This is a genomic window from Bartonella sp. SL317, from assembly GCF_059687655.1.
This window is the reverse complement of sequence record NZ_CM185144.1, coordinates 487,533-501,938: the sequence shown is the minus strand read 5'-3', so window position 1 is coordinate 501,938 and position 14,406 is coordinate 487,533. Positions and strand designations below refer to the sequence as shown.

Here is a 14,406-nt window from a genome sequence, read left to right as displayed (position 1 = left end):
TGCAGCAGAAAAACGTAATATTTGAAGAGTCTTTCTTTTCATGCAAAAAAATTACGGTATCTTCAGGGGTAAGCTGTAAAGGGGGAGAACAGTGCAAAATGATCGGGCGCTGCTTGTTTATCATGTTTTGCACAATATTTTGCGCGGGGTTTTGCAGGTTTTTTTTCAGGGGGAGATACACAATGTTTTATGCGGGCCTTATCATGGTAGCTCTAGAAGTTCCTGCGGGTGCAAAGTCTCTGATAGAGCCAGAACAATGGGCCAGATGGGAGGGAATGGGTTCCCTTATTTTCCTCTTACCGGTGTTGATTTGGTTTTGTCTTTTAACTCCGCTTCCGATCCTTTGGGGGCTGCGTAGTTTCAAAGAACGTAAATTGAAAAAAACACAGGAAAAACGGGAAGAAGAAACAAAGCTGTCACAAATCAGTTGATGCGATGATCGCCATGAAACGTGAGGTTATACCCCTTTTTTCTGTCGTTTGGCTGTTTTTTCTCGAGGCTGTGACGGTTTTTGCTCTTTTTGTCAATAGGGTTATTGTGACGCCTTATTATTGTTTAATCAAGCGTTTGAGGCTTATTTTCAAAGTGAAAAAACAAAGACGTTTGATAAAAGAACAGCCGCAGCGTTTTTATTTTTCTACAAAAAGCCTCAAAGAGGGCGTGCAGAAAAACTTACCCCTGAACACAGACATAAGTTCTCATTCATTTTAAAAATAGCGTTTAAAAGATGGCGTTTAAAAAATGGCTCTTTTTTCCACTAAAGATTATGTCATTCATGCATGCTTCTCGCTCATTCTTTCATGCCTCTCTTGCGTCCTTATGATTTTTAAAGTCTATATGACTTTCTATAAAGGTGTGAGTGTTGCAATCGATGAGAAGAAATTTATCTCTATGAATATTTTCTTTTTTCTTTTGTTGTTTTATCGGCATGTCTTTTGGCAACGGTTCCTGTTATTGTGATCCTTCGTGAAATTTTAACATCTCGGTTGAAAAAGAAGATTCAGCAATTGGAAAAAGTACCTGAAGTACTCCAATCAATTGATTGATAACAGGAAGGGGATTGATAAAAGGAAGGGGAGAAAATGCATGATGAAATAGCGGCAGCTTCTACGATCGTTTTGATGGCTTTTGTTCAGAGGGCTTTTGGATTTTTTCTTAATAATCCCCATTGTGGCACTGTATATTTCTTTTATCAAGCGTTTGATCTCCTATTATAAGGTCACGCGGCAATTAAACGCAGCGTTAGAAAAAGCGCGGTTAGGATTCCCACGTCGTGAAGGCATTGTTTTAAATCATACCGTTGTTTCATGGCTTTAAGGCATGCAATAGGGGGCTATTGTTTTTCCTATCACAAATGACGTCTGCCTTTGTTTGAAGGGGATGAGACCAATAGGCTGGTTATCATTTCTCTACAGTTTTCTGCAAATAAGCGCAATCGTAAAAACGTAGAACTGTAATGATGAGGGGTGTGGAGCATGACGATCCCATTATTAGGTCTGCGGCGATGAGACGTAGTGTTAGAAAAAGTGCGGTTAGGATTTCCACGTCATAGAAGGCATCATTTTAGATCATACCGTTGTTTCACGACGTTAAGGCATGCATAGGGGGATGGTGCACTACGGTGTTTTTTTATTTCATGGGTATTTTTGTTTGAAAGGTATTAATGCCTATTAACAGGCGTTAGTTGGTTATCACTTCTCTACAGTTTTCTGTAAATAAGCATAATCGTAAAAATGTGAAACTGTAAAGGCGAGGAGCATGATGGTTGTGAGGAGAATGGTCGAGAGAAGAGAGCAGTATAAGGGGCATCAAAGATTGAACTGTAAAGTGCGTAAAGACTGAAATGGTGGGGGAAACTGGGGAAGACAGATGCCCATTAACCAGCTTGGGTTGGTTCTCAGCGCTCTAATTATTTTCTTTAAATAAGCGTAATCGTAAAAACGTTGAACTTTAAAAGCAAAGGCGTGGAGGTGTGTAAGAACATGGTCGGTGTGAGAAGGGGGATAAAGAGGGTAAATAGAGGTGTAGAGATAGAATGGAGATAGGATATTTAAGAAATAGGCTAGAGGCTTGCGAGTGAAACGATAAAGAGCATTTGGGGAAAGCGTAATATGCTGGAATAGTGTGGAAGAAGTGAGTGATAGAAAAGTCGTGTGTGGAGAATGGGAGAAGAGGGGAAAAGGTGTTGAAAAGATAAAGAAGATGCAGGACATATACGGTGCTGTATACCTCTTTTATCAAAGGTTTTTTTATCATAATATCATATGGCAATGAAACACCGCGTTAGAAAAAGAGTGGTTAGGATTTCCACGTCATAGAAGGTATCATTTTAGGTCATACCGTTGTTTCACGACGTTAAGGCATGCATAGGGGGTTCCTTTTTTCCTATCACAAATGACGTCTTCCTTTGTTTGAAGACAGATGCCCATTAACCAGCTTGGGTTGGTTATCAGTTTTTTTATAGATTTCTGTAAATAATGATAATCTTAAAAGCATGGAACTGTAAAAGCGATGGGCTTAGAACATGACGGTTGTAAGGAGAAGAGAGTAAAGAAGGTGAATAGAGGTGTAGAGGTGAATGAAGACCGCATATTTGAGAGATAGGCTAGAGATTTGCGAGTGAAACGATAAAGAGCATTTGGGGAAAGAGCAATATGCTGGAATAGTGTGGAAGAAGTGAGTGATGAAAAAGTCGTGTATGGAGAATGGGGGCAGAGATTGGAAGTGTGGGGAGGCGTTTGTTCTTTATTTATTGAAAGGTTTGATTTTTAAAGGGATTGTCTTTATTTTTTCTCAAAATTACCATTGGGGATTGTTTTGGCAATAGCATGATTTGAAGAGGGGTATCTTTTCATATCAATGAATGGAAGATTTTCCTATGACGTTGGTATTTGTTTAAAGGGAGCTTTTGCTAATCAATGGCTTCAATGAGGTTGGTTCTCAGCGCTCTAATTATTTTCTTCAAATAAGCGTAATCGTAAAAACGTTGAACTGTAAAAGCAAAGGCGTGGAGGTGTGTAAGAACATGGTCGGTGTGAGAAGGGGGATAAAGAGGGTAAATAGAGGTGTAGAGATAGAATGGAGATAGGATATTTAAGAAATAGGCTAGAGGTTTGCGAGTGAAACGATAAAGAGCATTTGGGGAAAGAGCAATATGCTGGAATAGTGTGGGAGAAGTGAGTGATAGAAAAGTCGTGTGTGGAGAATGGGAGAAGAGGGGGGGAAAGGTGTTGAAAAGATAAAGAAGATTAAGGGCATATACGGTGCTGTATACCTCTTTTATCAAAGGTTTTTTTATCATAATGTCATGCGGCAATTAAACGCAGCGTTAGAAAAAGCGCGGTTAGGATTTCCACGTCATAGAAGGCATCATTTTAGATCATACCGTTGTTTCACGACGTTAAGGCATGCATAGGGGGATGGTGCACTACGGTGTTTTTTTATTTCATGGGTATTTTTGTTTGAAAGGTATTAATGCCTATTAACAGGCGTTAGTTGGTTATCACTTCTCTACAGTTTTCTTTAAATAAGCGCAATCGTAAAAACATAGAACTGTAATGATGAGGGGTGTGGAGCATGATGGTTGTGAGGAGAATGGTCGAGAGAAGAGAGCAGTATAAGGGGCATCAAAGATTGAACTGTAAAGTGCGTAAAGACTGAAATGGTGGGGGAAACAGGGGAAGACAGATGCTAATCAATAGGTTTGGGTTGGTTATCAATTTTTTTACAGTTTTCTGTAAATAATGATAATCTTAAAAGCATGGAACTGTAAAGGCGATGGGCTTAGAACATGACGGGTGTGAGAAGGGGGATAAAGAGGGTGAATAGAGGTGTAGAGGTGAATGGAGACTGCATATTTGAGAGAGGAGTTCGTGGATGAAAGATAAAGAGCGTTTAGAAAAGAGCTGTAAATACGTTGAAAAATCGTGTGGGGAGTTGAGTGATGGGAAAGCCGTGTAGGGAGGATGAGGTGTGAGGAAATTGTGGGGGCGCTGAGAGGTAAGGAGGATGAGGTCTCGGTAAGGGGAGAAAGAAAAAGCAAAAGAAGGGATTGGTTATAAGTTTTGTTCTTTCATATGATTTTTTATGATGTCTAGGATCTGTTGGCTTATTTTCTTATGGGGCAGACAGTGTGCACCTTTTGATGTTGTTTTTTGTTCTAAATGAATGGGGATGAAATCAATCTTATTTTTGCGTGCACACTCAGTAATCATTTGATCATGTGTGTTGGAACCAAAAACATGAAGAACACACGGTGGTTTAGGCAAAAGAGCCAATTGTTCAATTAATGCGCAAGAAAATGCATGAGCGGATGAATGAAGCCATAATATGCAATATTTTAGATCACGCCATTGTTTCATGGCTGCTAAAAATTTGCTCCGTGAAGCTGTACAATCATAATCCAATAATACGCACAACTGTTTTTTTTGGCGTGCTTCAAGCTGGACTTTTTGCGAAAGAAAGCGTGTTGCAATAATAGCTTCTTGGGGCTTTAGTGATTGACACAAAGGAGCAAGCATCCCCGTTCCCCCTAAGATTAAATAACGATAGCGTGCGTTATGTTGTCTCATGCTCCCCGCCCCTTTGTGTTAAATCCTACCTCTTTACTTTAAACGTGTTGCTTTAAAAATGTGCACATTTCATCAGAAAGCCGTTCACAACGTGTTTGTACCTCTTTACTGATCACTTGCCAAGTATTTCCTTCATTATTGAAGGCAAAATCTTCATTGGAAGAAGCGATTTGACATTGGAGTGCATAACCATAAAGCGTTTGCACCACTAAAAGTAAATGTTGGCACGGTTGTGTGCATTTTTTGATGCTACTCCCATGAGAAATGAGACCCACTGGTTTGTGGAAAAAGGCATTAGAGGCTAAATGATCAAGAGCATTTTTTAAAACCCCCGAATATGAGCCTTGATAAAGGGGACTTGCAAGAATAATGCCATCTGCTGCTGCAATGGTTTTTATAAATTGACGGACTGCTGTGCTTGGATGATTCTCAACTTGATGATGATAATCTGGATCTGCTATCGGCAAGGGGTGTTCACGCAAATCAATCCAATGGAGTGATGCCCCTCGCTTTGCAAGGCAATCGGCTAAATAACGGGCTAGCGTTCTTGTGAAGGAAGGTTGACGCACAGACCCCAAAATAATCGCTATATTCAACAGAATTCTCCTTTTGTTTTCGATAAATTTCACGCAAGACTTAAGAAAGATACGCAAAATTTATAGAAGGATTATCAGTCATTCAGTCATAATGAATGACGCTTATCAATACGCTCTGCTACAATAATCGCCATGGTGGATTGTATCCACGGGATCATAGAATCAATGGATACTAACAAGATTGTTGATAAAACAATACCTAAAACTTGGAAGGGTTTCTGAGGGTTGGCTATAGGGCGCGCTGGGTTATGCGTTAAAAGGCTTGTAGGGATGTTTTTTTGTGGTGGTGGTGGATAGGGTGTTTGAGGGCTTGTCGTGAAGGCTGAAACTTTAGAGTTTAAAAACTTTTGAGTTCAAAAAGAACAGTGGTCTTAAAAGGTGCTCTGTTATTGGTAAAAATCTTGAAAAATAGAAGAGCCTTCTTTTGAATAACCCTTGATCCTTTTTAAGCTGAATAAGCATGTTTTTAAGATTTTTTTATTGCAAATCTTTTTAGAGCGCCTCAATCCCTTTCTTGCCTTTTATGAAGCGGGGTTAGGGGAAAATTTTTGAGGAAAGAATAAATGGAACAAGAATATCTTTTCATGAATATTTCCAAAAGGTTGTTTTCGTGATGGTGGTGAGGCTTGTCGGTGAAGGCAGGTATGGCTGTTTGTGGCAATGCGGAGAGGGGGCGTGGGATGTGGATAGGGGGCGGATACGGGGAGCTGTGGCGATGCGGAAGGGCGCTTCGTGGGTGGTGCGGATAGGCTACCGCAGAGGAAGCCCGTGTAGGCGCGTCTTTAGGGGTGAGGCTATCCGTGGAGGATATCATTGCATAAAAGATACGTGATAAATAAAAGTGTGAGGTAAGGCATAATTGTCACGCAATATATGGCTCTAGATGCTTTTGAAAGTCGTAAAACTGCATTAAAAAACAGCAGAAAAAGAGATAGCAGATTGGATATTGTTTTTTGGGGACATTGGTTGTTTCTTTTATGAGCTTCATTCCCTAGGCTGGATTCCAGTTTCAGAGATTGTTCAAACAGAACGACACGAATAGGCTTGCTTCGGTCTGGAAGATAAAAACTGATACAGCGTGTTATGGACGAAGACCTTATTTATCTCAAATATATAGATGCGTTGGGCTTGGATATTGATTAAAAAGCAGCTGAAAAAGAACGAGCTTTATTCGGCTGGGGTGATAGGAGCGCGGGGTGAGGTTGGCTGTAGGTGGGCGCAAGATCATTCGTTTGAATAAGTGTGTTTTTAAGATTTTTTATTGCAAATCTTTTTAGAGCGCCTCAATCCCTTTCTTGCCTTTTATGAAGCGGGGTTAGGGGAAAATTTTTGAGGAAAGAATAAATGGAACAAGAATATCTTTTCATGAATATTTCCAAAAGGTTGTTTTCGTGGTGGTGGTGGTGAGGCTTATCGTGAAGGCTGGTATGGCTGTTTGTGGCAATGCGGAGAGGGGGCGTGGGATGTGGATAGGGGGCGGATACGGGGAGCTGTGGCGATGCGGAAGGGCGTTTCGTGGGTGGTGCGGATAGGCTACTGCAGAGGAAGCCCGTGTAGGCTCGTCTTTAGAGGTGAGGCTATCTGTGGAGGATATCATTGCATAAAAGATACGTGATAAATAAAAGTGTGAGGCAAGGCATAATTGTCATGCAATATATGGCTCTAGATGCTTTTGAAAGTCGTAAAACTGCATTAAAAAACAGCAGAAAAAGAACGAGCTTTATTCGGCTGGGGTGATAGGAGCACGGGGTGAGGTTGGCTGTAGGTGGGCGCAAGATTATTCGTTTGAATAAGTGTGTTTTTAAGATTTTTTATTGCAAATCTTTTTAGAGTGCCTCAATCCCTTTCTTGCCTTTTATGAAGCAGGGTTAGGGGAAAATTTTTGAGGAAAGAATAAATGGAACAAGAATATCTTTTCATGAATATTTCCAAAAGGTTGTTTTCGTGGTGGTGGTGAGGCTTATCGGTGAAGGCAGGTATGGCTGTCTGTGGCAATGCGGATAGGGGGGTGCATAGGGAGGTGGATACGGGGGGCTGTGGCGATGCGGAAGGGCGCTTCGTGGGTGGGGCGGATACCGCAGAGGAAGCCCGTATAGGCGCGTCTTTAGGGGTGAGGTTATCTGTGGTGGTGCGGAGAGGGTGTTTGTGGCCATGCGTGTAGGTTTGTCGTGAAGGCAAGGTTTGTTCGCTGAGGCATATGGAAGGGTGGTGGCTGACATATTTTATTAAATGATTAAAGCCGTAAGCGTGATAGATTTTATAGAGGGGGCTGCCTATTCATCAGGTGGGGGATTATATTCTTTTTCATGCGCGACTTTGCAAAAGAGGCGAGCGTATTTTGGGAGATGTTTTTTAAAAAACAGTGCTTGGAAGGGGATTACAGATATGGATAATGATTGTATTTATGGAGCGTTTTTTTTGATGACAATGAATAACGGGTTTTGGGATAATGGATTTTAAAGATTATGCCTGTTTTCATAAAAGGAGCAATAAACAGTTGTGTAAAAGGCAGAACCAATGAAGGGGAAAAATTCAACGAGGGATCAAGAACTGTGCTCTTTTGTTCTTGAAGAGTCATTCCTTTCTTATAAAGATCATCTTATTATTGGTCTTATATCCCTGCTTATTGAAATTTGTCATGCGAGTCTTTTGATCCCCTTGAAATTCAAGTGGCCGTTGACCGCAGCTCAAGATAGCACTTTGTTGGCACTTTTTATACTGCGTGAAGTCATCATGGTTTGTGTGTTGGTCTTGATGCCTGTGTTAGGGGGGCTTTATCTCATCTTAACGCATTTGTTAAAAAAACAGATTCAGCAGTTGGATGAGATTCTACGGCAACGGGGTCAAATAACGGGGGAGAATAACGGGCCGACAAAATAATCGGTCAAAGGACGATAGAGAACAAATAAGCCCTTTTTTTATAGCCTTCCTTTGCTTTATCGTTTTATTGACACTGTCTTTTACAGCGGGGATTATTATGCTCATTTTAGAATTTTATTATTTTGTTTTCAAGCGCGTGAGACTGTATTGTTGCGTAAAACGAGAATTGAAACATGTGAGACAAAAGCCGAACAAAGCGCTTGAATCGTAATCGTGAGGGGAAAACGCCGTGAGGGAAAAAGCTCATGTTTAGCAGTTTGCGTGACAAAGAACGCGCAAAGGGTTGCGTTAGGCAAAGAGGGGGGAATAAGCCTATGGTCGTTTGTGATAAGGAGGGTGCTCTTGATCATTTGGCATGTAAGAGTGTGTTTTTTTTAAGCGGGGTGGTTTACGCGAAAACAAGGCAAGAGCTATGCATCGCACTTTTCGTGCTGCTGAAAAAGAGTGGTCCTTAAAAAGAGCGGGGATGAGAAAAGAAAAGCGCTTGTCGTGTAGGCAAGAGTCATGAAGGGGAAAAAATCAGCATTTTATAACGGACTACGCTCTTTTTTTGAAAAAGAATATTTTTCTGTGCGAGAATATTTTGTCATTTGTTTTCTTTCACTCTTTATTGAGTTGTGGAACAGAATTTTTTTTCTCTCCTCCTTGGAAAAAGGGAAGTTGATAGGATGGCAGGATACCTTCTTTTTCTCTTTCGTGTGTGCGTTCTGGAAAATTATTACCGTGTGTGTTTTGGTTTTGATCCCTATTATGGTGATATTCTGTATCATATTTTGGCATTTATTGGTCAAAAATACGCGCCAATTGAACAAAATCAATCAGCAACGGGGTGCAATAACCACGCACCAAAAAGATCGCTATAAAAAGGGCGTGAAAATAAAAGTAGACGAGCTTCTTGTCTTAATATTTGTTTTCGTGGTGATGTGGTTTGCTGTTGTTCCCATGATGATTTTGGAACTTTATTATGGTGTCTTTAAGCAGGTAAGAAAATATTGCTGTTTAAGAAAAGAACTAAAAATCTTGGTGAAAAAAACAAGATACCGTGTGTGAGAAGTCATAAGCAAGGAACGAATGGTTTATCATGGGGGCAATAAGCATCTATGGGGATTGCTCTTTATAACATTTTATCTCTGAGATGTTGGGGGGCTTTATGGTTTGCTCTAAAATATTGTTCTCAAAGGTGGGAAAAAAGGTAGGCATTTGGGGGAAAACAGCAAAATTGTGGACTGTTATGGATTAAAGCCATGTGAGATCTAGAGCGTGGAATTGAGAGCCTCTAGAGCCTAGAGGAAGAACTTGGTGTTTGATTTCATCTTTTGACTGGACGTTATCGTTTGAAATGTAAAGAAGGTAAATGAGAGCCGTTTGGGATTGTTTGAAGCTCTTTGGCTTCTGAGGTTTTTATCTTCTTGAAGTCGTCGCTTGTCGTGCTTTCAAGACCGCTTCAATGTGGGGATATGGAGACAGAATCTTTAGGGTGTTTTCTTCGTATTTTAAGACGCCTTGTTGCTCGAAGCTTGGAAGTAAATTCTATAGAAGGCGAGGATGTCAAGAAATCTGCTTGAAAAAAAGCGAAATTGTGACTATTGCCAATAGATTAACGCGGTTTGAAAGTCTTTTTTATTTGAGGTGTGAGGAAGGCAAGAGGGGGCAGATACAAAAAGAATATGATGATTTTTATAATGACAAAAACCATAAACCGTCTGTGCACTTTTCTTGATTCCGGTGATATTGAGGGGGGCGCGCATTATCATTATGACGTAAACTGAAAAAAAGATTCAAAAACGAGAAAAAGTAATTTCTGTATGAGAGCTTATAAGCTCTCTAGTATGCGGGCTTTGTCAAAGAGTTAAGAGGGGAAAAATGAAGGAACAAAATTGGGCATCAGAGCAAGAAACACATCAAGCAGCACATTCTTTTTCGTTGCAGCAAGCGTTGCTTTCAGCAAAGGATTATATCGTTATTTTCGCTCTTGCTGTTCTTATTATCATGTGGAGAATGATTCTAGAAATACCAGATGTTTTAAATTGGCAGCTGACAGGGTGGCAATATGCCGTGCATTTCGTTCTGTTTAGGACAACATTAATCATAATGGTCGGTGCCATTCTTTTTATTCCGTTTATATTTCCAGTACGTCGCAACCTGACGAATGAATTGCAACAAAATATTCAGAAACTAGAAGAAGCAATCCGTATGCGAGAGTACATAAACGCTATGTCGCATGGGCTTTAATAAAAAGGTAAGGGGGAAGAATGAACAGCAATCCTATCGCCGTACTTTTCTTAGATCTAGAGTTTTGGGTGATGGTTGCGGTTTTCCTGATCATTATCATGCTGGTTTTGGCTTTTTATGCCTCTGTCTTTAAACGGATGAAAATGAATTCCCAAGTGAAAGGTGCGCTGGAACGAGTGCTTTACGAAAATGATCTGGCAAGGCAGCAGTTTTGGAAAGATGAAGCTGAGGTGCTCGAGAAGCGTTGACAACAAAAGGAAAAAGGCAGTACGGAGATGAAAGAACCCTTGGTTAATGATGATGAAATTCTTACGATGGAAAGTGCAACAGCGCTGTTAAAAAGCTTGGGGTGGTCCGTGGAATTGATGCAAAAAGGCGATCATGTGGCCATACTCTTTTTGCCGGATCGCGAAGTGCAGTTTCTCTATAACGAGAAACACATCGAAGAATTTTCCCCCTTTGATCGTGGACTTGTCGTGATGAGTGGTATTTTTGCCGCGGCTTGTTGGACGATTAATCCTCATAATTCTGGTGTTTTACCAATGGTATTTATGAATTTTGTGCCCAATGGATTAGAAATTTTTGAAGAAAAAGTGCGTGCCCAGCGTTTCAAGAAAGAACTGGACAAAACTTTAAAATGGGCAATGGAAGGTGATTGTTTGCATGAAATGTTTCGTTCTCAATATAGCATTCCACCTTGGGAAAAAGATTCTTTAGTGTGGTCTGAGGGTAACGCTGAGTTTGCTCCTTATGCTTTGCTGCATCTTGCTGCTCTTGCCTTGCTGGGGGATGTGGAGACGTTAGCTTCTTATGATGAAAGTTTTTCGGTAGGCAAGATGCTTGACTTTGATGAAACCATTGAAAAAGTCCATTTGGAACGCGCGATGGTGATGGCTCAAGAGGTGAAAAAGGCAGGAAAATTCAGTTATGATCTGCTGGAACAGGTGGCAAAGATCTTTTCCATAGAAGTGAATGGCTATCAACTTTTTAGAGCGGTCGATCTTAATTTATGTCATAAAAAACGAGCGTTTCATAAAAAAATAGTCGAGGAGAAAAAACAAGAATTAAGAAAACAAGGATATGTTGTCAGTGATGAACCAATCGTCATAGAAGCAGAGGGGATAAAATATGCGCCTGATATTACCTATATCAAAGATGGTGAGCCTGCATTTATGGATATAAAAATTGATTAATTCACGCACTTGTTGAAGAAAATCTCTCTTATTAAAAAAATAAGCATTGTTGTGAAAAGAAGGTAAGGCTTGTTAAAAAAAGCATAAGCCTCATGATTGAGAGGCTTTTACACCAAAGCATCATAAAAGCATAATGCACAATACAAGTATAATAAAGGGCTTACATAATAAATGTCTTGAAAAAATAAATAAAAACAGCATGTTATTAAAAATAAGCTGAAAATAATGTGTTATCTCAAGATAAAGAGGTAAGGAGATAAGGAGACAAGGTTAAGGGATGGTCAATCTGTCCCTTTTTGTTCAGTCTATTCTTTTTTTAGAAGAAACGCTCTGTTGATGTGAAAAAAGTCCTCTAGAGATGAGACGTTATTCTACTGAATAAAAAAATACATACTTAATACATCATGATGAACTTGGTAAAATACCATATATTTTAGATGGGATGATATTTTATACATTCTAATGTTTTTTGTAAAAGTGTGTGATGAATATTTGCGGGCACGATTTGTCTATAGAGTTGTTTTGGCCATAAAGCGCATGAAAATATTATCTCAGCGTGATGATTAAAGCGCGCAATAGGCAAAAATGCTTTAGGAAAAACGAGATTTTTTTACAGAAGTGACCACAGGTTAAGAAATTTTGTTCTTTTGAGTAGAGAATATTGAACAGCGTCATCTTTGTGCTTGATCAGGAGCAAGCATCATCATTATATTCGTTAGCCTTGAAGTGTTGTGTCCCCCCCCCCTTTAATATTTCTCAATGATTTATGAAAAAACATTTTTACAATATATCAGAATGAAGTTAAGATCATTCCGTTCACTCTTTGTTATTAATATATTTTCCTTAAGTTAGGTCTGTTTGACAATCTTTAAGAACTTCACTGAGCTTATCTTTAGGGAGGGAATCAGTAATTATTCTAATATCATTCTTACAGAAGTGTATTGTGTAGTCTTCATCGTTAGGAAATAACTTGAAAAATGCTACTTTATCTTGAGTATCAGCACTTGTTAAATTTAACAATTTATCACCAGACTTTATTGTTTCAGAGAGCTGTTTCTCATTATTGGCTGTATAATTATGGATTATAGAATCCTTACCCTCAAATGTATAACCAAATTCACACATAAAAATATTTAAGCACAGAGCAATAATACTTATTATTGAAAGATATTTTATATTCATTTCTTTCTCCTGTGTTATTAGTTAAAGACCAGTGAGGATTATGTATTAAATTTATTTAAATTGCTATAGTAAAAATACTTTTCATAAAAAATACACTTTGTGTATAAAGTATTCTGGTATTTAAAATTTTGTTTTATCGGATGTATGAGAAAAGATTTAAAGTTCCTATATATCCTATCATACAGAAAGGGACGATAAAAACAATACTCAGTAAATTTCTTGGTTTGTGCCGTTGGTAAAGGGGATTTAAGAGCGAAATATCTCTGAAAGTTTAAAAAGAATTCGTGGGAATGCATGATAACGAAAATAAAACAATCCCTCTGTTATAAATAGAGGGGTTAATAGGGGTCTTTTACATTACATTGGGTATACAAGAATATCAAAAAACGACTTAACAATATTAAAACAACATATCAAGTACGCAAATTCTCATTTTAACACTACCCATGGTATAAAAAACGGAGGCTTTTTAACCAAGCATGTCCGTTACTATTAAGAATATTTCGAAAATGAGCAGGGAATTTTTTAAAAAATGCATGCGAAAAAGAGAGCCAATTAAAAAAACTTTAAACCAAAAAAGAAAACTTTGCACTTCGTGTTTACAACTTTAATGGAAATGGGATTTCATAAAGCTTGTCGATTTAATGCATATCCGCAAAATGAAAAAAAACGAGAAAACTTTAATAAATATTTAAACAAATTAAAAAGAAATATACCTTTTAATAAATCAACCTTTAAGAATGGGGTATGTCCTTTGAAGGGGAAATATTTTATGAGAAAATAGAGGGAACGAGGATAACTTGTGTTGTCATCCTATATCGATTGCTTTTCGTATTGGCTATCATCGATTTTTGTCTCTTTAATATTTAAGATCGCTATACGATAAGCTGAGCAAGCCTCTATAACAGCAAAAAAGATGAAAACTTTTTCTCTTTTTTTAATTCCCTCTTCAAAGCTTTAGAGCCTTAGGTTTACTGTTCTGGGGGTTGTTGTTAGGAGTGTTGCTGGGGTTTTGGCTTGGGGTTTTGGCTTGGACTTTGGCTTGGAGTTTTGGCTTGGACTTTGGCTTGGAGTTTTGGCTTGGAGTTTGGCTTGGAGTTTGGCTTGGAGTTTGGCTTGGAGTTTTGGCTGGAAAAGTGATTGTTGGTGGAGATGTTTTGAGTAAAAATGATTTTGAGTGAAGTTATTGCTATAAAAATATAACCAAGTGCATGCCTAACGAATTTACTTTCCAACAAAGGGGGCATTGCGTATTTTTACTGTTTTACTCATTTGTTTTATGAGGACGACACTCTATTCATCAATAATGTTTCGTGTTGTTTCATGTTGCATGGGCTTTTATGTTTCAATTGGCTGTTCTTTCGTCTTTAAAGTGTTGCTGAAAACTACTTCTATATACTCTTGTTACTCATACCTAGAGAAAATATGAGATAAAAGTCTCTAGTCATTAGCCTATAAATACCTAGTCATTAGCCTATAAATACGATGACATCATAGTATTCTCTTTATTTTATCCACTTCCCTAGTTTTGGAAGATTAACTCTATCCGTCTCTTGCAAATAATTTAAAGAATATTTTGTCTGTGATATTCGCTAATGATATGTGAACAGATCTTTTTAATGGGGCAAATTTTTAAATTGTCTCTTTTAATCATGTTATTTCATAATCATACCCTTTGTGTTATAAAATTTGTTATCTAGAATTGCTTTATTTGAATTTGTCTCAATAGAGAGAAAATTTTTTAATTTTGTT

Annotated in this window: 14 protein-coding genes; 11 read left to right on the top strand and 3 right to left on the bottom strand. The window is 38.6% G+C overall.

Annotated features, from left to right (window positions below):
* Positions 1-182 precede the first annotated feature (182 nt).
* Together AC6ER9_RS02380 and AC6ER9_RS02375 are read left to right on the top strand one after the other, a co-directional pair.
* Positions 183-431, top strand: coding sequence for a hypothetical protein (locus tag AC6ER9_RS02380; RefSeq protein WP_497074835.1), 249 nt, complete (start codon positions 183-185; stop codon positions 429-431).
* 739 nt (positions 432-1,170) lie between these two features.
* Positions 1,171-1,317, top strand: a complete 147-nt coding sequence (locus AC6ER9_RS02375; protein WP_497074834.1) for a hypothetical protein — start codon at positions 1,171-1,173, stop codon at positions 1,315-1,317.
* 2,738 nt (positions 1,318-4,055) lie between these two features.
* On the opposite strand, the gene AC6ER9_RS02370 is transcribed toward AC6ER9_RS02375, so the two are convergent.
* Complete coding sequence (locus AC6ER9_RS02370; protein WP_497074833.1) at positions 4,056-4,571, bottom strand: Rossmann-fold NAD(P)-binding domain-containing protein; 516 nt, start codon at positions 4,569-4,571, stop codon at positions 4,056-4,058.
* A gap of 38 nt (positions 4,572-4,609) precedes the next feature.
* Positions 4,610-5,167 (bottom strand): NADPH-dependent FMN reductase, encoded by a 558-nt coding sequence (locus AC6ER9_RS02365; RefSeq protein WP_497074832.1) that lies wholly within the window; start codon positions 5,165-5,167, stop codon positions 4,610-4,612.
* A 610-nt stretch (positions 5,168-5,777) separates the two neighbouring features.
* Here AC6ER9_RS02365 and AC6ER9_RS02360 point away from each other — a divergent pair.
* From AC6ER9_RS02360 to AC6ER9_RS02325, 8 genes are all read left to right on the top strand, one after another.
* Complete coding sequence (locus AC6ER9_RS02360; RefSeq protein ID WP_497074831.1) at positions 5,778-5,999, top strand: hypothetical protein; 222 nt, start codon at positions 5,778-5,780, stop codon at positions 5,997-5,999.
* Between the two features lie 603 nt (positions 6,000-6,602).
* On the top strand, positions 6,603-6,782 hold the full coding sequence (locus tag AC6ER9_RS02355; protein ID WP_497074830.1) for a hypothetical protein: 180 nt from the start codon (positions 6,603-6,605) through the stop codon (positions 6,780-6,782).
* 351 nt (positions 6,783-7,133) lie between these two features.
* Positions 7,134-7,328, top strand: a complete 195-nt coding sequence (locus AC6ER9_RS02350; RefSeq protein WP_497074829.1) for a hypothetical protein — start codon at positions 7,134-7,136, stop codon at positions 7,326-7,328.
* A gap of 356 nt (positions 7,329-7,684) precedes the next feature.
* Positions 7,685-8,047 (top strand): hypothetical protein, encoded by a 363-nt coding sequence (locus tag AC6ER9_RS02345; protein WP_497074828.1) that lies wholly within the window; start codon positions 7,685-7,687, stop codon positions 8,045-8,047.
* Positions 8,048-8,715: 668 nt separating this feature from the next.
* Positions 8,716-8,910, top strand: coding sequence for a hypothetical protein (locus AC6ER9_RS02340; protein ID WP_497074827.1), 195 nt, complete (start codon positions 8,716-8,718; stop codon positions 8,908-8,910).
* A 1,000-nt stretch (positions 8,911-9,910) separates the two neighbouring features.
* Positions 9,911-10,279: a hypothetical protein gene (locus AC6ER9_RS02335; RefSeq protein WP_497074826.1), complete on the top strand. Its 369-nt coding sequence runs from the start codon at positions 9,911-9,913 to the stop codon at positions 10,277-10,279.
* Positions 10,280-10,299: 20 nt separating this feature from the next.
* Positions 10,300-10,527 (top strand): hypothetical protein, encoded by a 228-nt coding sequence (locus AC6ER9_RS02330; protein WP_497074825.1) that lies wholly within the window; start codon positions 10,300-10,302, stop codon positions 10,525-10,527.
* 27 nt (positions 10,528-10,554) lie between these two features.
* Positions 10,555-11,472, top strand: coding sequence for a DUF6990 domain-containing protein (locus AC6ER9_RS02325; RefSeq protein ID WP_497074824.1), 918 nt, complete (start codon positions 10,555-10,557; stop codon positions 11,470-11,472).
* Between the two features lie 843 nt (positions 11,473-12,315).
* On the opposite strand, the gene AC6ER9_RS02320 is transcribed toward AC6ER9_RS02325, so the two are convergent.
* Complete coding sequence (locus AC6ER9_RS02320; protein ID WP_497074823.1) at positions 12,316-12,654, bottom strand: hypothetical protein; 339 nt, start codon at positions 12,652-12,654, stop codon at positions 12,316-12,318.
* A 998-nt stretch (positions 12,655-13,652) separates the two neighbouring features.
* Here AC6ER9_RS02320 and AC6ER9_RS02315 point away from each other — a divergent pair.
* The gene (locus AC6ER9_RS02315; protein WP_497074822.1) at positions 13,653-13,835 is read left to right on the top strand and encodes a hypothetical protein; all 183 of its coding nucleotides are present in this window, start codon (positions 13,653-13,655) and stop codon (positions 13,833-13,835) included.
* The last annotated feature ends 571 nt before the right edge of the window (positions 13,836-14,406 follow it).

Coding starts and splice junctions, on each gene's coding strand:
- AC6ER9_RS02380 (WP_497074835.1), top strand. CDS start 183: ATGTTTTATGCGGGCCTTATCATGGTAGCTCTAGAAGTTCCTGCGGGT.
- AC6ER9_RS02370 (WP_497074833.1), bottom strand. CDS start 4,571: ATGAGACAACATAACGCACGCTATCGTTATTTAATCTTAGGGGGAACG.
- AC6ER9_RS02345 (WP_497074828.1), top strand. CDS start 7,685: ATGAAGGGGAAAAATTCAACGAGGGATCAAGAACTGTGCTCTTTTGTT.
- AC6ER9_RS02340 (WP_497074827.1), top strand. CDS start 8,716: ATGGCAGGATACCTTCTTTTTCTCTTTCGTGTGTGCGTTCTGGAAAAT.
- AC6ER9_RS02335 (WP_497074826.1), top strand. CDS start 9,911: ATGAAGGAACAAAATTGGGCATCAGAGCAAGAAACACATCAAGCAGCA.
- AC6ER9_RS02330 (WP_497074825.1), top strand. CDS start 10,300: ATGAACAGCAATCCTATCGCCGTACTTTTCTTAGATCTAGAGTTTTGG.
- AC6ER9_RS02325 (WP_497074824.1), top strand. CDS start 10,555: ATGAAAGAACCCTTGGTTAATGATGATGAAATTCTTACGATGGAAAGT.
- AC6ER9_RS02320 (WP_497074823.1), bottom strand. CDS start 12,654: ATGAATATAAAATATCTTTCAATAATAAGTATTATTGCTCTGTGCTTA.